Source organism: Levilactobacillus tongjiangensis, from assembly GCF_003946345.1.
GTDB classification, from domain to species: domain Bacteria; phylum Bacillota; class Bacilli; order Lactobacillales; family Lactobacillaceae; genus Levilactobacillus; species Levilactobacillus tongjiangensis.
This window is the reverse complement of the sequence record NZ_RHNY01000002.1, coordinates 1-19069: the sequence shown is the minus strand read 5'-3', so window position 1 is coordinate 19069 and position 19069 is coordinate 1. Positions and strand designations below refer to the sequence as shown.

The following is a 19069-nucleotide window of genomic DNA, read 5'->3' as shown; positions in this document are numbered from 1 at the left end:
TTTTTTTTGATTAAAAGCAACATGCCGTATACTAATTTATTCTATTCGCTGGAAAAACGTTGGGTGCCATGCAGTCTAATACAACATGCCATATACTTTTGAGGGGTGTTATGAATTTGAAAAAACTGAGGAAGAATGGAACTACTGGGTGGGTGTTAGTCGCTAGCCTGGTGCTGCCAGTTATTTGTGCGGGTCTACTCATTCGGTCTTTCTGGGACCCATTTGGGCAAACTGCCAAGCTGCCAGTAGCCGTGGTTAATTTGGATCAGCCAGTCAGTTACCAGGGGAAACGACTGGCCGTGGGGGAAAATGTCGTGAGCCAGTTAAAGCAAAATCATGAACTAGGCTGGCACTTCCTATCTGCGAGTGAAGCGGCGACGGGGATGAAACAGAACCGATACTACACGGTCGTAACAATTCCAAAAAACTTTTCCCAACATGCCAAGACGGTGACGGATGCACAGCCCCAGCCTATGAAGCTGTCGTATGCGACGAATGATTCGCTGAACTATATTGGTGGCATTATCAGTCAAACTGGTGCTACCCAACTGAACCAGGCTGTGCGTCAAGCTGTGACGAAGGCGTACGCACTGAGCATGTTTCAGCAGATTAAACGCAGTGGTCAGGGCTTTCAACGAGCAGCGACGGGGGCCACGCAGTTAAAAAATGGGACCGTGACGTTATCTGATGGCCTAAATGCCTATACCACTGGAGTTCACAACTTGAATAAGGGGATGCTTCAGTTGTCAACGAAGGTTCAGTCGCTGCCAGTTGGTGTACAACGCCTCACCACTGGGGCTGGACAATTGACAACTGGGTTGGACCAGCTTCACGCGAAGACGCAACCATTAGCAAATGGTGTTTCACAGCTGGATGCCGGGGCTAGACGTTTGGCAACTGGCGCCACCAAAGTTTCTGATGGTGCAGAGCAGCTGACTACAAAGACGGGGCCGTTGGCACCTGGGGTTGAGCGGCTAACTGCGGGGGCACGCCGAGTGAATAATGGGATGCAGCAACTAGAAACAAAGGTAAAACCTTTGGCACCAGGTATTTCACGACTCGATAACGGTTCCCAACAAGTAACAACTGGATTGCAGCAACTAAATGCCAAGAGTGGCGCCCTTGCATCTGGCGTCGTGCAGCTACGAGATGGCAGTCAGCTCTTAGCCATGAGTACAGTTAAGTATGCGAATGGTGTTTACCAGTTGAATACTGGTCTTCAGGAGTTGAACACCAAATCCCAAACGTTAACCCAGGCAATTGATCAGTTAGCTGCAGGCTCTGATGAATTGGCTAAGAACGTTCAGGGCGGACAAGCAGGTATCACGGATCTGTCTAAGGGCGTTCAAGCTTTAGCTAGTGGTTCAACAGCTGGCCAGCAGAAGTTTATTGCGGTGACTGCCAACGCATCGGCTTTACTGACGCAGGACCTGGCAGCCCTGGAACAAGCAACGATTTCTGACGGCACGCCTTCAAGCGACTCGTTACAAGCCGTTCAGAATAACGTTGATCAGTTACAGCGTCAGGTGGGTAGTGCAGATTCAGTCGAAACTGACAATGCCACTTCCCAAGCAGCGGCAAAGCTGACGCAGGCGGTGGCTAATTTGGATGATTCACACGTAAGTGGTGCGGGGCTGTCGCAGAGCCAGATTGATGCTAAGGTGACGGCTGTTGCGACTAAGACCAAAATGAGCGCAGAACAGCAGGCGGCGATGAAATCAGCGCTAGCCAATGCTGGTACGTCACAAAGTAGTACTGATGCGACGGCCAAACAGGCAGTGACTGTGGCTGCTCAGAGGTTGGTGGCCGCTAGTGACCAACGGGCAACGGCACCGGCTGCGATGACTCAGCGAACCGTGGCTAAACTTCAAAATAAGCTAGCAGCACTTGATGACTCGTCAACTAACTCTTCATCAGCTTCGATTGCCTTGAAGAAGTTAAAGGCGGATGTACAGACGATTCAAGGCGGATTCAGCGAGTTGGGACAAGCATTAGCCTTACAGAGTGCCGCACTGAGTGGGTTAAATACGAAAGTGAATGTATCTGATCAGAGTTTGGTGAGTCAATATGCGGCGTTGATTAGTGGTTCTCAAAAATTGGCAGGTGGGTTAGATCAAGTTAAACAAAAAACACCGGGTCTTACTGCAGGGATTGGCCAACTTGCTCAGGGAAGTCGACAGCTGGCAGATAAAAGTCCAGCATTGACAGAGGGGGCTTCTAAATTGGCAGCAGGAACGGATGAGATGGCGCAAGGGATGCCGACCCTCACGTCTGGTGTTGGGAAGTTACTAAATGGCTCACAGCAACTGACGACGGGTCTGCAACAGATGAATGGTCAAATGCCGGCCTTCCAAGGCGGCATAACGAGCTTGGCAAACGGTTCGTTGCAAGTGGCCGATGGCTTAACCACATTAAATGCTCAGTTACCAGCCCTGACCAATGGGCTGCAACGACTTGGTGCGGGGACCGGTAGTGTTACCAATGGTGCGGGCCAATTACAAGGCGGCCTGGAGCGGTTGAACGGTCAAGTCCCTCTGCTGGTCGCCGGGGTATCGCAATTAACTACGGGTGGTCATCAGCTTAGTAATGGACTGACTACCTTGAATGGCCAGACGCCTGCTCTGGTCCAAGGGATTAGCCAACTGACTATTGGTTCGCAAAGACTGAATCAGAATTCAGACAAATTGGTTGCAGGAGCGAAGAAAGTCTCTGACGGCAATGGAACTTTGGCCCAATCGTTACAGGGCGGTGCCGATAAAATCAGTGCCCAGCCATTGACAAGTCGAATGGCAGAAATGTTTGCAGCGCCTTCGGACTTAGATCACCAACGCTTTAGTTATGTGCCGAACTTTGGTCACGCAATCGCGCCGTTTGTGGTAGCAATGATGACGTTCTTAGGCTTGACCGTGTTAGTCGCATTCTTTGACATTCATCAGTGGTTACGCACGCCAAGACAACTCTTGAATTTGACCGGTTGGGTCATCTTGCAAGGTTTACTGACCAGTGGTGGACTCGGGGTGCTGCTGCATGCCGTTCATCCGTTGGCCTTCATGGGCTGGACGACGCTCTTTGCCGTGACAGTGTTGGGTGTTGAACTAGCATTACGGGCGTACCTCGGACGGCTGGCAGTACTCGTGGTGGGAGGACTCTTCTTCCTGCAGCTTTGTGTAGCCAATGGCATCTTTCCTAGCCAAACAGTGAAGACGCTGTACGCACCGTTGGCGAAATTCTTGCCAGTGACGTACGCGAACCTTGGCCTATCGCAGGCACTGAGTGGAACGGGAATCAGCTCGACTGTTTTAACGGTGGGATTGAGTGCTGCTTGCGTCATCTTAGTTCTGAGTGTAGTGGCAATTAGCTTACGATTTATACGTCAGTTTGACGTGCAACAGTCAGAAACATTGGATGAGTAAATATGAATGAAGAAAAAGGTTCAGAAATTTCTGAACCTTTTTTGCTGTAATTAAAAATAAACAACTGACTTTTACGGAGTTAACTTAAAAGGGGCAGGAGAGTGAGCATGTGATAAAACGAGTGATTGATGAAATGCTAACAGCGGCAGTCGCAGTTCGAGCTTCCGATATATACGTGTTACCGCAAGCAACGGGGTATTTGGTACGACTACGCTATGCACAAACAGTTCAGTTGTGGCGTGAAGTTAGTCGAACGATGGGGGAGCAACTCATTTCCTATCTCAAATTTCAGGCCAATATGGCAATCAGTGACCAACGGCGGCCTCAGGTGGGCGCCTTGAATTGGACCGGGAAGAATGGTGACTTGGAACTACGTTTCTCAACGGTGGGGGATTATGCTGCACGTGAGTCATTGGTGATTCGGATAATTTATCCCTATTTTTCCGGAAACATGGCTTTTCTGGATGCCCGTCAGCCAGCCAAATTGACCCAATTGGCGCAGCAACGGGGGTTGATGGTTTTTGCTGGGCCAACTGGTTCCGGCAAGACGACTACGATGTATTTGACGGCCCGCCAATTAGAGCGCACCGCGATGGTATTGACCATTGAGGACCCGGTGGAAATTCGGGAGACTAAGTTTGTTCAGCTACAAGTCAACGTTGCCGCGGAGATGACCTACGCAGAGCTTTTAAAAGTGGGATTACGCCATCGACCGGACGTCTTTATTATCGGTGAAATTCGGGACGCGGTGACGGCTCAGGCAGCGGTGCGGGCAGCTTTGAGTGGTCACTTAGTACTCAGTACGGTGCACGCGCGAAGTGCTGGTGGCGTGCTGACTCGGCTGACAGAACTGGGTGTGTCACTGGATCAGTTACAGCAAGTCTTGACGATGACGAGCTATCAGCGGCTAGTTCCTAGAGTGACGGGTGGGCCAGCAGTCTTATTAGACATTGTCACCGGACGAGAGCTTCAAAAAGATCGGCAACTAGAATTTTCGGAAAGGTGGTGGGGAGCTCTTGAGACGGCACGGGTTAACGGCGAGGTTTCGCGCGAAGTGGCTCAGCAACTCCGCTACGGCTAAGTGGCCATTGACCAGTCAGTTGCAGTTTTGCCAGTTACTAGCTGACCAATTGGCGAGTGGCTTTTCTCTGCGCCAGGCGATTGCGTTCAGTCAAGAGGTAAAGGCAGACTTGCCAAAAAGTGTGGCGCAAGTAGCCACGGAACTTGCGGCAGGTACTGATTTTGTGGCCAGCTTGGCACCTTATTTACAGCCCAACGTGTTTTATCAGTTACGACTGACGACAACGTATGGTGACCTTGGTTCTGCGTTGAATCAGGCTGCCACACTATTAAGGTTAATGGCCACTCAGAAAAAACGGTTGCGCCAATTGCTTCTCTACCCGTTGGCTCTTTTGCTGGGGATGTTGGGGTTATTTGTCACGCTGCAGGTGGGGATTTTACCACAGCTCCAGCAAGAGATTGCCCCACAGCGAGCGACGTCCTTTGCTGCGGGGCAGTACTTGATATTCGTGAGTGTGATTGGGCTTGGGTGTTTTTTGGTGACTAGTTATCGTTGGTGGCGCCAACAATCCCGATTAGCTTTGGCTAGCTGGTATCTGCGATTGCCCCTGATAGGCCGACTCTGCCGGGCATACTATGCGTATTATTTGGCGGCTAGTTTGAGTCAGTTAGTGAACAGTGGGTTGAGCGTGAAGCAAATGGTTACCGTTCTCACCCAGTTACCAGACCAAGCCTTACTGCATCAGCTGGCCGTGACTTTATCTAGCCAATTAGCTGCCGGTCAGTCACCCGTTGGCTGGTTGCGGCAACAGGCATACGTGCCGACCCAACTCGTTATTTTGCTGCAGAAGGGGAGTACCAATGATCAGTTGGCTAGAGAGCTCCACCTCTACAGTGATTTACGCTATCGGGAGCTGGTCCAAGCCAGCGAACAAACGTTGGCCCTCGTACAACCAATCCTATTAACGGTGGTGGCGTTAATGATTGTCGGGGCGTATTTGAGCCTGTTGCTGCCTATGTATGCAAATTTGCAGGGGGTTATGTAGTGCAGAGGAGAAGGGGATTTACCTTGGTTGAAATGACAATTGTCCTATTCATTATTTCATTACTGATTTTGATTATTTTGCCCAATCTAAGTGGTCAACGACATCGGGCCCAAAGAATTCACAAGAGTGCGATGGAAACGGTGGTTCAAGGACAAGTTACGGCTTATCTGGACGATCATGCAGGGGCGGTCACCGTTAGTTACGCTGATTTGGAACGGGATCACTATTTGACGCTGGCTCAAGTTAAACAGGCAGAACAAGAAAAAATTCCGCCACGTGGTTAAGCGCCGGGGGTTCACGTTATATGAAATGTTGCTAGTCCTGGCAGTCGTGACCAGCTTGACCACCTTAGTGGGCTTTCAGAGCAATCGACGAACCAATATGGCTGCTGAACAAGCTTTTTGGCCAGCATGGCAACGGGTCTGGCAAGCCGGCCGTCAGCAAGCCATTCAATTAAAACAGCCGTTGCGTTTATCAGTTGATCAGAAGACGGGAACCACAACGTTGCGAGTGATACGTTCCGGAAAATTGCTGAACCGGTTACAGCCACCGACAACTTTGAAATGGCGTGGTGGGGAGTCTAGTTGGCAGTTCTTACCGCACCGTGGTACCGCACCAAGACTAGTGGAGTGGTATAGCACGACGTATCGCTGTTGGTGGTATCAAACAATTCAGTTGGGAGGAAACCTCATTCATGTGGAATCAGCGCAACAACGTCGGTCATCAGGGCTTTCTCCTGCCTGACGCGTTAATCGCGTTAGCTGTGGTTGCATTAACAGTGGGATTAGTCACCCAGACGGTTTTGGTCGTGCAGCGGCAAGCTCATGTGCGGGAGGAACGCCTGATGCGGGCCCGCCTCCGCCATGATCAGGCGCTGCTAATATGGTCGCAAAAGTGAAGCGCCGTCAGGGTTTTAGTTTATTTGAAGCAATCCTGGCATTAGGGATCGCCGCCGGAATGTTTGTCGTGGCGGGTGGGATTGACCGCGTCCTGCTACGTCCCGTTCGCCAAAATCCATTGGCTTGGTTTCAAGTAGTTACGGTGTTGGAACAGCCACAGCGGTACCGTATTCGACGGGTGTTGCCCACCGAACTGCAGTTGTGGGATACCCAAAGCACACCAAAAAATAAAGCCATTTCAATTTGGCGAGATGATCACAACGTTTTACGGTTAACTAATGAGCAGAAACAGGGTTATGATCCACTTTTGAAACGGGTGACGCAGGTTAAGTGGACCGAGGTTGATCGGCGCGGGTTAGTTCGGTTGACCCTCAAACAGGAGGGATTACCATGGCACAGCACCATCCTCGATTTACGCGGCGGGGATTCTTAACCTTGTGGGCATTATTACTTCTAGCAGGAGTCAGCCTGTTATTAACGGTGGTGATGGTTGCCACGACTGCCCAACGACAAGTGACCAACGTTTTAGTTAGACGGTACGATCAGGCGACTGAGACCGTTCACTGGCAAAATGCCCAGCATGTGAAGAAAACCACAGGTAAACCCGTCCGTAATCGCGCTAAATAAGGATTAGGCGCAAAGATTGCTTGAATAAGTTCGTAAAAATCGGTACTATAGATAGCGGATACAAAGTGTCACGGAAACTTCACAAGGAGGCGAAGCGTGCTGTCACAAGAACAGACCGAAACGCTATTTAAGGTCCTCGATGAATCAACGACGACCTTACAATCTGCGTTAAGCACATCTTATTTAGATGCGTTCATTGAAACGGGAGACAATCTCCTCAATGGACAAGTTCAAGTTGAAGACGGCCGGCCAGAGGCCAAGGTCGTTCAACAGCTGACCGACTTGTATCAACAAGTCGATTGGCAGACGTATGACGCCGAAACGGTTCGACGGGCAGTTCAATTGGCAATGTTGAAGGCGATTCGCGTCGACGACATCCAAGCCAATCATCAATTGACCCCTGATACAATTGCTTACATTATGGGGTACCTGGTTACCCGACTGGAAAAGAACAAGCAACATTTAACGTTGCTTGATTTGACCGTGGGTACGGGTAACTTGTTAACGGCAGTGATTTCACAACTGAAGGCGGTCGTAGCTGGTAAAATTGACGCTTATGGGGTGGACAACGATGATACGATGTTGGCCATTGCACAGACGTCGAGTGATCTCCAACGTTTACCGGTGGATTTGATCCATCAGGACGCGTTGGAGCAATTACTGGTGCCAGCTAGTGACTTGATTGTTGCTGACTTGCCAATTGGGTATTATCCAATTGATGAGAATGCAGCCAACTACCAAACCCATGCTGCTAATGGTCATTCATTCGTTCACCACCTGTTACTTGAACAGGCGGTCAATCAGTTGACTGATGGTGGTATTGGGGTTTTCCTGGTACCCTCACAGTTATTTCAGACGGATGAGGCCCACGGCATGTTGAAGTGGTTGCCAGGTCACGCCTACCTACAGGGCTTGCTGAACTTACCAAGTGAGCTCTTTGCCAACGCCAATGCGCAGAAGGCGATTCTGATTCTCCAGAAGCCGGGCGCAGGTGCCAAGCAAGTTGAACAAGTAATGTTGGGTGAATTCCCTTCATTTAAGAATCAATCAGCATTTCAAAAGTTTGTCGCAGAGATCGTTCAGTGGGAAGAACAGAATCTACTGACGGATCGCGCATAAAAAGGAGAAAAACACCACATGGGAAAATCATTAGCTATTAACGCCGGAAGCTCAACCTTAAAGTTCAAGCTGTTCGAAATGCCTGAAGAAAAAGTCATTGCCGAAGGTGCGATTGACCGAATCAGCTTAGGAAACTCATTAGTTGAAATCAAGTACGGTGATGGCCAAAAGTACGAAACTCATGAGGACGTTAATGACCATAACGCCGCCATTCAATTAATGTTGGACCAATTGACTGAATTGAAGATTATCACGGACTTCAATGAAATCACCGGTGTTGGTCACCGGGTCGTTGCGGGTGGACAAGAATTCAAAGATTCTGCGGTCATTGATGATGACGTCTTACAAAAAATTGAAGACTTGTCTGAATATGCCCCACTACACAACCCAGCTGCTGCAATGGGTATCAAGGCATTCAAGAAGATTCTGCCAAACGTTTTGAGCGTGGCGGTCTTCGATACGTCTTTCCACACATCCATGCCACAAGAAAACTACATGTACGCTATTCCTTACGAATACTACGAAAAGTTTGGTGCGCGGAAGTATGGGGCCCACGGAACGAGTCACCGTTACGTTGCGCACCGTGCCGCTTCTATGCTGGGTAAGCCATTGAAGGACTTGAAGTTGATCACGATGCATTTAGGCGCTGGTGGGTCAATCACTGCCATCAAGGATGGTAAGTCATTCGATACGTCCATGGGCTTCACGCCACTGGCTGGGATTGAAATGGCAACGCGGTCAGGGGACATTGATGCTTCCTTGGTAGCTTACCTGATGGAAAAGCTCAACATTGACAAGCCTAACGACATGATCAACATCTTGAACAAGAAGTCTGGTTTGGTTGGGGTTTCCGGTGTATCAGCCGACATGCGTGACTTGGAAAAGGTCCAAGCTAAGAACCCACGGGCTAAGTTAGCGCGTGACATGTTCATCAACCGAATCGTTCGTTACGTTGGTTCGTACCTGGCTGAATTGGGTGGTGCTGATGCTATCGTCTTCACTGCTGGTGTTGGTGAAAACGACATCATGATTCGCCAAGAAGTTGCTGATAAGTTGGCATACTTCGGTATCGGTGTTGATCCTGAAAAGAACGACATCCGTGGGGTTGAACGTGATCTTAGCAAGGAAGGGTCAAAGATTAAGACACTCTTGATCCCAACCGATGAGGAATTAATGATCGTTCGTGACATCGAACGTTTACGTAAATAAGCATTAACCGAGGCCTCCCAGGAATATTTGTCCTGGGGGGCTTTTGTGTTCACTAAAAGGTGAATGAATTTCATCTAAAAACTGTTAGAGTGAAATATATGACTCTATACCAGGGCTGCTCGCTACTTAGTTTAACGAACCAACTGTTACGGCTGGTAGCATTGTCCATGCGTCAGTGTATAATATATTTCAACAAAGGGGCGATTAAGATGAAAGATAGTCAACAGAATCAGGACCAAGAATTCTCACGTGGTCTGCAGAGTCGCCACGTCCAGCTGATTGCCCTTGGGGGGACAATCGGGACGGGACTCTTCTTGGGCTCTGGCCAAGCCATCCATTTGGCAGGACCATCCATATTATTAGCTTATCTAGCGACAGGTGTGATGTGCTTTCTACTCATGCGAGCATTAGGTGAGCTATTACTTTCCGATTTGAACGTGCACTCTTACATTGATTTTATTCACCGCTATTTAGGCGATAAAATGAGTTTCGTGGCCGGTTGGACCTACTGGGTCTGCTGGATTGCCTTGGCTATGGCGGAAGTTACGGCCGCTGGACAATACATGCAATTTTGGTTTCCCCGGCTACCTCAGTGGGTGACAGCACTAGTTTTGCTGGGAATCCTTCTCACGTTGAATTCTGTGGCAGTGGGCGCGTTTGGTGAGACTGAGTTCTGGTTTGCAATTATTAAGATCGTGGCCATTATCGGCCTGATCTTGGCGGGTGCTTACATGGTAGCCGTACGCTTTCCTACACCGGCCGGGCATGCTAGTGTGAATAATTTGGTTGCTAGCGGGTTCTTTTCTCATGGTGCTAAAGGTTTCTTTCTGTCATTTCAAATGGTGCTTTTTAGCTTTGTCGGAATTGAAATGGTGGGGATGACCGCGTCTGAGACGGCTAATCCGACCAAGGTTATTCCTAAGGCCATCAATGATATTCCCGTACGAATTATTCTGTTCTACGTCGGCTCCTTGCTGGCACTGATGTGTATTTACCCATGGCACGCTATCTCGCCAGACAGCAGTCCATTCGTACAGGTCTTTAAGAGTGTGGGGATTCAATCAGCGGCGGCCATCATTAATTTTGTGGTGCTGACCGCTGCAGCTTCCGCTTGCAACAGTTCACTTTTCACGACTGGTCGGATGTTGTTTTCACTCACGTATGACGGTGAGAGCCGGTTCTCTAAGAAGATGAGTACGTTATCGAAATCGCAAGTTCCCGTACCTGCGCTCCGCTTCTCGACGCTGGTCATTGCGGTGTCAGTATTTCTCAACTTTATTATGCCTGGACACGTTTTTGCCCTGGTCACCAGTGTGGCAACGACCTGTTTCCTCTTCATCTGGTGTGTCATTGTTTTGGCCCACATGAAGTTTAAAAAGCAGCAGCGTGAACAGGGAATTCAGGCGTCGAAGTTCCATTTGCCGTTCTTCCCGTATAGTGATTACTTTATCTTAGCCTTTCTGGCGATGGTGGCGGTGGTGCTGTTCTTTAAGACGGACACGCTGATTGCCTTGATTGGGTCGGTTGTATGGCTGGGCATCCTGATGCTGGTAAAAACGGTGAAGGATCGGCGAATGACGGCTACGTTAGGCGAGTCGGACGATGATCATGAGTAACGTTTCGGTAAGATGAAGGTCGGACCGGCAAGCTAACCAAATAGACTTTGTCAATGGCGCAGGCCGGGAATGTGAATTCCCGGCCTTTTTGAGCGAAAATTTTTATAAGCAGTAGCCACCGATGTCAGCGAAATTTACAGGGAAGTGCTACGATAAGACTATCTATTCAAAACGGAGGGTCCACTAATGAAAACAGTAAAAATTGCCGGTAAGACTGTCCCAGCCATTGGAATCGGAACTTGGCACATGGGCGATCAGGCAGATCAACGAGAGAACGAAATTGCTGCCATTCAGGCGGGACTCGCTGCCGGTGCACGGGTAGTCGATACGGCCGAAATGTATGGCTCGGGGCGATCAGAGACACTTGTTGGTGAGGCCTTGGCTGGCAGTAAGCGAGATGATCTTTTCTTGATATCTAAGGTATTACCTGAGAATGCGTCTAAACAACGGATGGAAGCCAGTTTAGATGCCAGCCTTCGTCGACTCCGAACGGATTACCTGGATCTCTATTTGTATCATTGGCGCGGCAACGTTCCGTTAGCGGAAACGGTGGTGGAACTCCAACGCTTGCAAACGTCAGGAAAAATTCATGCCTGGGGCATTTCTAACTTTGATGTGGCCGACCTTGATGAACTATGGGCATTGCCACAGGGCGATCAGGCGGCAGCCAACGAAGATCTCTATCATCTGGGCAGCCGTGGATTAGACTTTGCGGTATTGCCTTGGCAACGAGAACATCAGCTGCCATTGATTGCGTATTCTCCGATTGCCCAAGGGGATGCGTGGGGGCATCAATTAACCACTAACGCGGTGGTCAAAGAAATTGCTGCCGCTCACGGTGTTGGTATCTATCAAGTCTTGTTGGCCTGGGTCATTCGCAATCCGCAAGTCCTAGCCATTCCCCAAACGAGTTCCGTCCAACACATGGAACAGAACGTGGCAGCAGCTAGTTTAACGCTGACTGTGGCTGAACTTGCAGCATTGGATGAACAATTTCCCCGCCCAACTCATAAAGAATCATTAGATATTTTGTAAGGAGGACCAGCATGCAATTTTTTACATCGGACACGCATTTTTTTCATAAAGATCTTTTAGGAGACAATGATTTTGCACCGCGGCCCTTTGCCAACGTTGACGAAATGAATCAAACCATTATTGATAACTGGAACGCACGAGTGGCGCCAGGGGATACGGTCTACCATTTGGGAGACATTGCCTTGTACTTCACGCGGCCAGCCAGCAAGTCAGATGAAGCTGTGTTTGAGGTATTGAGCCAGCTAAATGGAAACCTAGAATTAATTAAGGGAAATCATGATAGCCGCGCGTTGTTCAAGCATTTGGCTGCGAACAACTATGTAGATCATGGTGAGGATAAATTCAAGTTCCACGATGTCGGTGCACTGATTAAGTATGATCACCGCCAGTACTATATGACCCACTACCCAATGATGCTGGGGATTGTTAATCAAATTATCAACTTGCACGGGCATATCCATCACTATGCAGTTCCCGTGAAGGAAAATATCAATGTTGGCGTGGATACGCCAGAGCAACGGTACCTTGATCAGAAATTACCGTTTGGCACGCCATTTTCCACCAGTGAAATTGAACAGATGGGGCAGAGTTTCGCGACAAGCAATAGCGCTTGACCGTTTCCTCACGATGCCGTAGGATTAAAATCAGTGTTAAGAGGAGATTGAGAGCATGGAACAACTGACCATTTTGCATACGAATGACCTGCATTCTCACTTTGAGAACTGGCCACGGATTCGTCGTTACCTGGCTAAAGAACGGCAAGAAGCAGTTGCTGCTGGGCATACGGCGTACACCTTTGACCTAGGTGACCACGTTGATCGGGTGCATCCCGTTAGTGAGGCCACGAATGGTCAACAGAACGTTCAGCTGATGAATCAGATTGGTTATGATGCTGTCACCATTGGGAACAATGAGGGCCTAGGCTTCATGCGGGCCCAGTTAGACCACCTCTACGATCACGCGAATTTTCCGGTAATCGTGGGCAATCTGCTGACGGCGGACACTCATGAGCGGCCCAGCTGGGCGGTCGACCATCGTCTCTTGACGACGGCAGCAGGGACCCGAGTCCTCGTGCTGGGCCTGACGGCGCCTTACCAATTAACGTACCCGTTGGCTGGTTGGAAGCCCATTGCAGCAATGACGGCGCTACAGGAGTTGTTAACGACCTATGCTGATCAGTTTGATGTTTGCGTGCTCCTATCTCATTTGGGATTAGACGTAGACCGTCAGATTGCCAAACGCTTTCCGCAGGTGACCGTTATTATTGGGAGTCACACGCATCATTTGTTACCGCATGGCGAGCATGATCAGCAGAGTTTACTGGCGGCGGCTGGAAAATTTGGCCGGTACGTTGGTAAAATCGAGCTGACTTTGGATGGCAACCACGTAGTGACTACTGCATCGGCCAGTGTTGTGGAAACGGCTACTTTGCCAGTAGAACCCAGCGACCAAGCAGAAATTACGGGGTTAGAGGATCTCGGAGAGTCGATTCTATCCGAGCAACGGGTAGCTGATTTACCGGTTGCCATGGAGGCAGACCCCGTGGGCCAACCCCGGTTGGTTCGTGAAGGCTTGCACGCCATTGCAGAATATGCGGGTACCCAGGCCGCTATCTTAAACGCCGGTTTATTTTTACAAGATCTGCCTAGCGGAATCGTGAATGCAAATCAGTTACATCAGTTGCTGCCACACAATATGCACGTCATGACGGTCACCTTGAACGGGTATGACTTGTGGCGCCTAGTTCAAGAATTTGAAATTGCCCGGCTGTTCTTGCGGCGGTTCCCGCAGAAGGGGATGGGCTTTCGCGGAAAGATTTTCGGGGAACTTAATTACCTGGGAATCGCTTATGATCCGCAGTCTCATGCCGTCACCTGGCGGGGAGAGGCTTTGTCTGCACACCGCCAGTATAAGATTGCTGTGCTAGACCATTATCTGTTTATTCCATTTTTCCCAACGATTCATATTGTGGGGAAAAACCATATTTTATACGAAGATTTATTGCGGGAAGTGTTTGCCAAGTATCTGGCGAAGCACTATCCCATTGACGAGAGAGGATGACGACGGTGGATCGAAAAGATTTAGAGGCGTTAGTCGCCGAACAACGAGAGAGTCGTGAGCCAGCCGCCGAAGTAACGCGGGTGGATGAGACGCATTTAACAATCAATGGTCACCCATATGAGTTGGTGACCGATGTTCGTGACGGGTTTGATTTCACTGAGTTTGCCCGCCGGTTCAGTACGATTTTGAGTAAATTTGACTATATCGTGGGTGACTGGGGTTTTGAGCAACTTCGTTTGAAGGGCTTTTATGCTGAGGACCGTGCCGGTGCCAAACAGAATCAGATTGAAGCAGTCCAGGATTACCTTTATGAGTCCTGTAACTTTGGCTGTGCCTACTTTATTCTGCACAACTTGGATGTAAAGTCGGCACCTAAGCCACGGCGGAGTCGCTCGCGGCGCCGGAATAAACCAGCAGCTACGACTGCGACGAAGGAAACTTCGCAGCAGAGTGTGAAGCCGCGTGAGACGGCCAAACCCCATGCTGAAAAGAAAGCGACTAGTAATGGGAACCATCCCACCAACGGCAATGGGAATACCCATCGTCGGCGGTCACGTCACTCACGGCGAAAGAACACGGCGCATCCATACACTGAGGAACGTCGAACGACGACTAAACAGCCAACTACTGACAAGGCCAAAACGGTCACAGTTGGCTCTGGCGGTCACGGTCGTCGTCACTTTACCATTAGACAGAAAAAAGAAGATTAGGGAGAGTTTGCGGTGAAAAAGTATCAAGCTTATTTAATTGACTTGGATGGAACCATTTATGCGGGTTCCAAGCGTTACCCTAAAGCTCGCCAATTCGTGGAACGGCTGCAGGCAGCTGGAACGCCATTTAAATTTGTCACCAACAACACCACCAAATTACCGGTTGATGTCGTGCGTAATTTAGCAGACAATCATGATATTCACGTGACGACGGACAACGTCTACACGGCGGGTTTAGCAACTGCTGACTATCTGGATCAATTGGCGGGCAGTACTGGTGAGCGAACCGTCTACGTCGTTGGTGAGATCGGTCTGCGCCAAGCATTGACTGCCAAGGGCTTCACGGTGGATGAAGAGCACCCCAAGTATGTGGTCGTCGGTCTAGATAGCGACGTGACCTACGAAAAATTTGCGAAGGCCGTTCTGGCTATCCGCAGTGGGTCAACCTTTATTGGAACCAATTCCGATTCCAATATTCCTAAATCTAGAGGATTGATGCCTGGTGCGGGGGCACTAGTTGACCTGGTCCGGTACGCAGTCCAGACTGATCCTATTTTTGTGGGCAAACCTGAACCGATTATTTTAAATAATTCGTTGCAACAAATGGGAATCGCGCCGGAAGATGCTTTGATGGTTGGAGACAACTATCTGACGGATATTTTGGCTGGTATTCATGCGGGGGTGGACACACTCTTGACCTATACGGGGGTTTCCACGCCGGAACTGGTGGCACAACAAGCCATTCAACCGACCTATACTGTACCTTCACTGGACCATTGGGATCTCGAGGGGGGACCAATTGCGTAGATTGAACCGCTGGGGAGGACTGACCGTGCTATTCTTAGCGTTGATCAGTCTGGTCGTTGCTCTAACTATTAACGCTTTTTGGCTGTATCGGTTGGACATTCACTGGTTGGGGATTTCCCAGACGGTGGGGATGGCGCCTCATAAGCTCATGCATAATTACTACCAGATGGTGGGCTACCTTGAGCTACCTTGGGTCACAGATCTCAATATGAGTGATTTTCCAACGTCCTATACGGGGATGGTTCACTTTCATGACGTGAAAAATTTATTTTTACTAAACAACGTTGTGTTGTTGGTGACCATTGTGCCCGCAGGATTGTTTTTGCGGCAACTTCACCGGCGCGCGGAACAGTGGCGATTACTATGGCCGGTACAAGTAGCAGCAGTGGTGCCATTGGTCTTAGGTGCGTTAATGGCAGTCAACTTTAATGGATTTTTTATCGCTTTCCATAAGGTACTCTTTCGAAATAATGACTGGCTGTTTGATCCATCACTCGATCCGATTATTACGGCGCTACCTGACACGTTCTTCTTACATTGCTTTGCCTTAGCTTTCATTTTATTTGAACTAGGGCTTGGCATTCTGTACTGGCGGGGACGCGTGGCTATCAAACGGGCTTAATTGAAAATTTAGTGCAAACAAAAAGCCTGACTGCAGTCAGGCTTTTTTAGTAGGATCAGTGTTTAGTCTTCTTCTGGGAGATTACTCGGTGCAGCGTTGTTAGGTGTGTGACGCCCCTTTAACCAACCAACGATGGCTGGAATCAAAGAAATCACGATGATGCCTAAGACAACGGCTGAGAAGTGGGCTTTGACGAATGGAATATTTCCAAAGAAGTAACCGCCGCCGCAGCAGATCAGCACCCAGGTAATTGCGGCGCTAATATTATATTTTAAGAAGCGTTGGTAAGGGAATCGTGAGCCGGCTGCCGTGAAGGGGACGAAGGTCCGAATGATGGGCATGAACCGGCCCAGGAAGATGGCCAAGGGACCATGCTTGCGGAAGAATTTCTCAGATTGTGCTAGCTTGTCTTTATTGATCAAACGGCCAAACCAGGAATGGTTGGACAATGCTGCCCCGGCTTTACCGCCGAGAAAGAAGTTCAGAGAGTCACCGGCAATCGCTGCTGCTAGGAAGATGGCCAAGAAGAGCCAGATGTTTAAGCCATAAACTGGATTAGCCGCTAGTGCTGCCGCTGCAAACAGAAGAGAATCACCAGGCAGAAATGGGAGAATCACGGCACCAGTTTCAACGAAGACGATGGCAAAGAGTATCAGATAGGTTGAGCCGCCAAACGTGGTGACGATGTTGGCCAGATGGCTGTCGATGTGAAGCACAAAATCGATTAAGTATCCCATTTTAATATAGTTGCTCCTTATGCGTTAATTTGTTTTCACTCAACATTGTAGTGGCTTTTGACCCCACAGTCAGCAGAATCCGCGAAGCTTAAACAAATTATGATATTTCTATTGAAAGGGTGTATCTTCTTCATTAACGTCGTCGTGAGCCAGTCGAGCTGCTGCCGCTGCGGCAATGGCACCTACCAGATCGTCTAGGAAGGTATGGATGATTCCAGGTTCGTGAGCATTGAGCTTAGCGAGGATACCTGGTTTCGTGCGATCGATATACCCGTAATTTGTAAAGCCAATGGAGCCGTAGATGTCGACGATTGAAAGAGCCATCGTTTCATCAACCCCATAGAGGCCTTCGTCACGTTCAACGATTGTTTGCAGGGGTTCTAAGAGGTCGTGATGTTCGGCGGCGATGTCCAGTTGAATCCCAGTAATGATGGCGTTTTGGACTTCCCGTTTGCTGAGAACTGTGGTGACGCTATGGAGGGCGGTTTCCTTGGTCAGGTCCTTGATGTAATCCTTTTGCAGGAAGAGGACGAGTTCGGCGATGTCTGTCAGTTCGACGCCGCGTTCGTTTAATAAATCAATCGTTCGTTTCTTTAATGCAGTTGCTGGTTTAGCCATGAAGAGGTCTCCTTTTTAAGAAAAATGTCGTGCTTCTAGTATAGCACCGAACCCCTGAGTTGCATTTTTGGTGGTAGGCGGTGATAATATAATAGATAAACAGAAAGTGTTTAAACGATATGGAGGATAATTATGACAAAGTTTCCACAAATTGATTTGGCTAACGCCAGGGGTCCGCAAGTAACTATTGAAACATCGATGGGAAACATTCAGCTGCAGCTCTTCCCCGAACAAGCACCAAAGACAGTTGAAAACTTTGTAACCCATGCCAAAGCTGGTTATTATGATGGCTTGACGTTCCACCGGGTGATTCCTAACTTTATGATTCAAGGTGGGGATCCTACTGGTACGGGAATGGGTGGCGAAAGTATCTGGGGCCAACCATTTGAAGATGAATTCTCTCAGGAGTTGTATAACTTGCGTGGAGCGCTCTCGATGGCTAATGCAGGTCCTAACACTAACGGTAGTCAGTTCTTTATCGTTCAAGATAAGGATATGACTAATCAGATGCAGAGCCAGATGCATGATGCTGGTTTCCCTGAAGAAATCGTTGATGCTTATAAAAATGGGGGTACTCCTTGGTTGGACTTCCGACACACGGTCTTTGGCCAGGTAATCGATGGGATGGACGTGGTTGATGCCATTGCCCAAGTTAAGACGGATTCCAGTGATCAACCAGCAACGCCAGTGACGATGGATAAGGTTACGGTTAGCGAGTAAGCGTTATGGAAGAGGTGACAAGCATGGCATTTAAAATTGGCCAACGCGTCACGGGTCAGATTACCGGGATACAACCATACGGCGCTTTTGTCAGTCTGGGTGGGCACCGGCAGGGTCTGATTCACATTTCGGAATGTCATTGCGGTTATGTAAAGGACATTCATGATTATTTGAAAGTTAATGAAGAGGTTGAGGTCGTTATTTTAGACATCGATGAGTTTACGGGGAAAATCAGCTTATCGCTCCGCTGTCTGGAACACCTTGACACTAGTGTAGAAGTTTTAGATCATCAACACCGTCATTATTGGACGAATCACCGTATCAATATTGGCTTTAAGCCGATTGGTGACCGTCTGACAGGGTGGAAGACGGAAGCGTTGAGGCAATTAGATGAACAGGAAACGTCCTAATTTTGGATGTTTCCTGTTTTTTTTGAATTTAACCTTGACCTTAGGGGGGATGATTGATAAGATATTAGCTGTTGCTGTTATCCGCAGTTAGTTGCATAAAAATGTAATTGATGAATAGCCATACAAATTAAAATTTGTGCTTGACGAGTTAAACAGCAACTGCTAGAATGATTTATGTTGTCAAAAAGCAAAACACGGCGCTTTCTGAGCGATTTGAAATCTTGAATATATATTCATTAATTTCAAAAAGATGTTGACATAATTTTGACAACATGATATACTTTAAAAGTTGTCACGGAGCGTTAATCGTTTCGTTAATAACTGGTAGACCTTTGAAAACTGAACATTGTTTCGACAAACCAAATATGTGTAGGGCGGTTTGATACTTGGTATCAAACCC

The 19069-nt window shown here is 48.7% G+C and carries 19 protein-coding genes and 1 pseudogene; 18 read left to right on the top strand and 2 right to left on the bottom strand.

All coding sequences use genetic code 11. The features are described from left to right. Positions 1-116 precede the first annotated feature (116 nt). From EKM75_RS01115 to EKM75_RS01035, 16 genes and pseudogenes are all read left to right on the top strand, one after another. Positions 117-3413 carry a YhgE/Pip family protein gene (locus tag EKM75_RS01115; RefSeq protein ID WP_164508696.1) on the top strand — a complete coding sequence of 1099 codons (3297 nt, stop codon included), beginning with the start codon at positions 117-119 and terminating at the stop codon, positions 3411-3413. Between the two features lie 106 nt (positions 3414-3519). After that, a pseudogene (gene comGA, locus EKM75_RS01110) lies at positions 3520-4494 on the top strand (competence type IV pilus ATPase ComGA); the annotation flags it as partial. Further along, positions 4430-5479 (top strand): type II secretion system F family protein, encoded by a 1050-nt coding sequence (locus tag EKM75_RS01105; protein ID WP_225426620.1) that lies wholly within the window; start codon positions 4430-4432, stop codon positions 5477-5479. The pseudogene comGA and the gene EKM75_RS01105, both read left to right, overlap by 65 nt. Continuing rightward, positions 5479-5763, top strand: coding sequence for a prepilin-type N-terminal cleavage/methylation domain-containing protein (locus EKM75_RS01100; protein ID WP_125691318.1), 285 nt, complete (start codon positions 5479-5481; stop codon positions 5761-5763). Before EKM75_RS01105 ends, EKM75_RS01100 begins: the two co-directional genes overlap by 1 nt. Beyond that, positions 5756-6223, top strand: coding sequence for a pilus assembly FimT family protein (locus EKM75_RS01095; RefSeq protein WP_225426619.1), 468 nt, complete (start codon positions 5756-5758; stop codon positions 6221-6223). The genes EKM75_RS01100 and EKM75_RS01095 overlap by 8 nt, the downstream gene beginning before the upstream one ends. A 138-nt stretch (positions 6224-6361) precedes the next feature. Next, on the top strand, positions 6362-6811 hold the full coding sequence (locus EKM75_RS01085; RefSeq protein ID WP_225426618.1) for a competence protein ComGF: 450 nt from the start codon (positions 6362-6364) through the stop codon (positions 6809-6811). Then, entirely contained in the window at positions 6769-7005 is a 237-nt protein-coding gene (locus tag EKM75_RS01080; RefSeq protein WP_125691312.1) for a hypothetical protein, read from the top strand. Before EKM75_RS01085 ends, EKM75_RS01080 begins: the two co-directional genes overlap by 43 nt. 96 nt (positions 7006-7101) lie before the next feature. Next, positions 7102-8124 (top strand): class I SAM-dependent methyltransferase, encoded by a 1023-nt coding sequence (locus EKM75_RS01075; protein WP_125691310.1) that lies wholly within the window; start codon positions 7102-7104, stop codon positions 8122-8124. Positions 8125-8142: 18 nt separating this feature from the next. Next, complete coding sequence (locus EKM75_RS01070; protein ID WP_125691308.1) at positions 8143-9333, top strand: acetate/propionate family kinase; 1191 nt, start codon at positions 8143-8145, stop codon at positions 9331-9333. Positions 9334-9542: 209 nt separating this feature from the next. After that, positions 9543-10949, top strand: a complete 1407-nt coding sequence (locus EKM75_RS01065; RefSeq protein ID WP_125691306.1) for an amino acid permease — start codon at positions 9543-9545, stop codon at positions 10947-10949. Positions 10950-11135: 186 nt separating this feature from the next. Next, on the top strand, positions 11136-11984 hold the full coding sequence (locus EKM75_RS01060; protein ID WP_125691304.1) for an aldo/keto reductase: 849 nt from the start codon (positions 11136-11138) through the stop codon (positions 11982-11984). Between the two features lie 11 nt (positions 11985-11995). Continuing rightward, a complete protein-coding gene (locus tag EKM75_RS01055) occupies positions 11996-12598 on the top strand; it encodes a metallophosphoesterase family protein (protein WP_125691302.1) in 603 nt (200 codons plus the stop codon). Positions 12599-12653: 55 nt separating this feature from the next. Then, positions 12654-14045 carry a bifunctional metallophosphatase/5'-nucleotidase gene (locus EKM75_RS01050; protein WP_125691299.1) on the top strand — a complete coding sequence of 464 codons (1392 nt, stop codon included), beginning with the start codon at positions 12654-12656 and terminating at the stop codon, positions 14043-14045. Next, on the top strand, positions 14042-14755 hold the full coding sequence (locus EKM75_RS01045) for a YutD family protein (protein WP_125691297.1): 714 nt from the start codon (positions 14042-14044) through the stop codon (positions 14753-14755). The genes EKM75_RS01050 and EKM75_RS01045 overlap by 4 nt, the downstream gene beginning before the upstream one ends. A 12-nt stretch (positions 14756-14767) precedes the next feature. After that, entirely contained in the window at positions 14768-15562 is a 795-nt protein-coding gene (locus EKM75_RS01040; RefSeq protein WP_125691295.1) for a TIGR01457 family HAD-type hydrolase, read from the top strand. After that, entirely contained in the window at positions 15555-16184 is a 630-nt protein-coding gene (locus EKM75_RS01035; protein ID WP_125691293.1) for a TIGR01906 family membrane protein, read from the top strand. Before EKM75_RS01040 ends, EKM75_RS01035 begins: the two co-directional genes overlap by 8 nt. 62 nt (positions 16185-16246) lie before the next feature. Here EKM75_RS01035 and EKM75_RS01030 read toward each other — a convergent pair whose 3' ends face one another. Together EKM75_RS01030 and EKM75_RS01025 are read right to left on the bottom strand one after the other, a co-directional pair. Further along, a complete protein-coding gene (locus EKM75_RS01030; protein ID WP_125691291.1) occupies positions 16247-16921 on the bottom strand; it encodes a VTT domain-containing protein in 675 nt (224 codons plus the stop codon). A 108-nt stretch (positions 16922-17029) separates the two neighbouring features. Then, positions 17030-17539 (bottom strand): phosphatidylglycerophosphatase A family protein, encoded by a 510-nt coding sequence (locus tag EKM75_RS01025; RefSeq protein WP_125691289.1) that lies wholly within the window; start codon positions 17537-17539, stop codon positions 17030-17032. 132 nt (positions 17540-17671) lie between these two features. Here EKM75_RS01025 and EKM75_RS01020 point away from each other — a divergent pair, with 132 nt between their 5' ends. After that, entirely contained in the window at positions 17672-18259 is a 588-nt protein-coding gene (locus EKM75_RS01020; protein WP_125691287.1) for a peptidylprolyl isomerase, read from the top strand. A gap of 23 nt (positions 18260-18282) precedes the next feature. After that, positions 18283-18669 carry a CvfD/Ygs/GSP13 family RNA-binding post-transcriptional regulator gene (locus tag EKM75_RS01015; protein WP_125691285.1) on the top strand — a complete coding sequence of 129 codons (387 nt, stop codon included), beginning with the start codon at positions 18283-18285 and terminating at the stop codon, positions 18667-18669. The last annotated feature ends 400 nt before the right edge of the window (positions 18670-19069 follow it).

Bases quoted from the DNA above. Each gene is read 5' to 3' on its own strand.
- EKM75_RS01020 (WP_125691287.1), top strand. From the start codon at position 17,672: ATGACAAAGTTTCCACAAATTGATTTGGCTAACGCCAGGGGTCCGCAA.
- EKM75_RS01080 (WP_125691312.1), top strand. From the start codon at position 6,769: ATGGCACAGCACCATCCTCGATTTACGCGGCGGGGATTCTTAACCTTG.
- EKM75_RS01050 (WP_125691299.1), top strand. From the start codon at position 12,654: ATGGAACAACTGACCATTTTGCATACGAATGACCTGCATTCTCACTTT.
- EKM75_RS01030 (WP_125691291.1), bottom strand. From the start codon at position 16,921: ATGGGATACTTAATCGATTTTGTGCTTCACATCGACAGCCATCTGGCC.
- EKM75_RS01060 (WP_125691304.1), top strand. From the start codon at position 11,136: ATGAAAACAGTAAAAATTGCCGGTAAGACTGTCCCAGCCATTGGAATC.
- EKM75_RS01025 (WP_125691289.1), bottom strand. From the start codon at position 17,539: ATGGCTAAACCAGCAACTGCATTAAAGAAACGAACGATTGATTTATTA.
- EKM75_RS01045 (WP_125691297.1), top strand. From the start codon at position 14,042: ATGACGACGGTGGATCGAAAAGATTTAGAGGCGTTAGTCGCCGAACAA.
- EKM75_RS01015 (WP_125691285.1), top strand. From the start codon at position 18,283: ATGGCATTTAAAATTGGCCAACGCGTCACGGGTCAGATTACCGGGATA.
- EKM75_RS01065 (WP_125691306.1), top strand. From the start codon at position 9,543: ATGAAAGATAGTCAACAGAATCAGGACCAAGAATTCTCACGTGGTCTG.
- EKM75_RS01055 (WP_125691302.1), top strand. From the start codon at position 11,996: ATGCAATTTTTTACATCGGACACGCATTTTTTTCATAAAGATCTTTTA.
- EKM75_RS01085 (WP_225426618.1), top strand. From the start codon at position 6,362: ATGGTCGCAAAAGTGAAGCGCCGTCAGGGTTTTAGTTTATTTGAAGCA.
- EKM75_RS01070 (WP_125691308.1), top strand. From the start codon at position 8,143: ATGGGAAAATCATTAGCTATTAACGCCGGAAGCTCAACCTTAAAGTTC.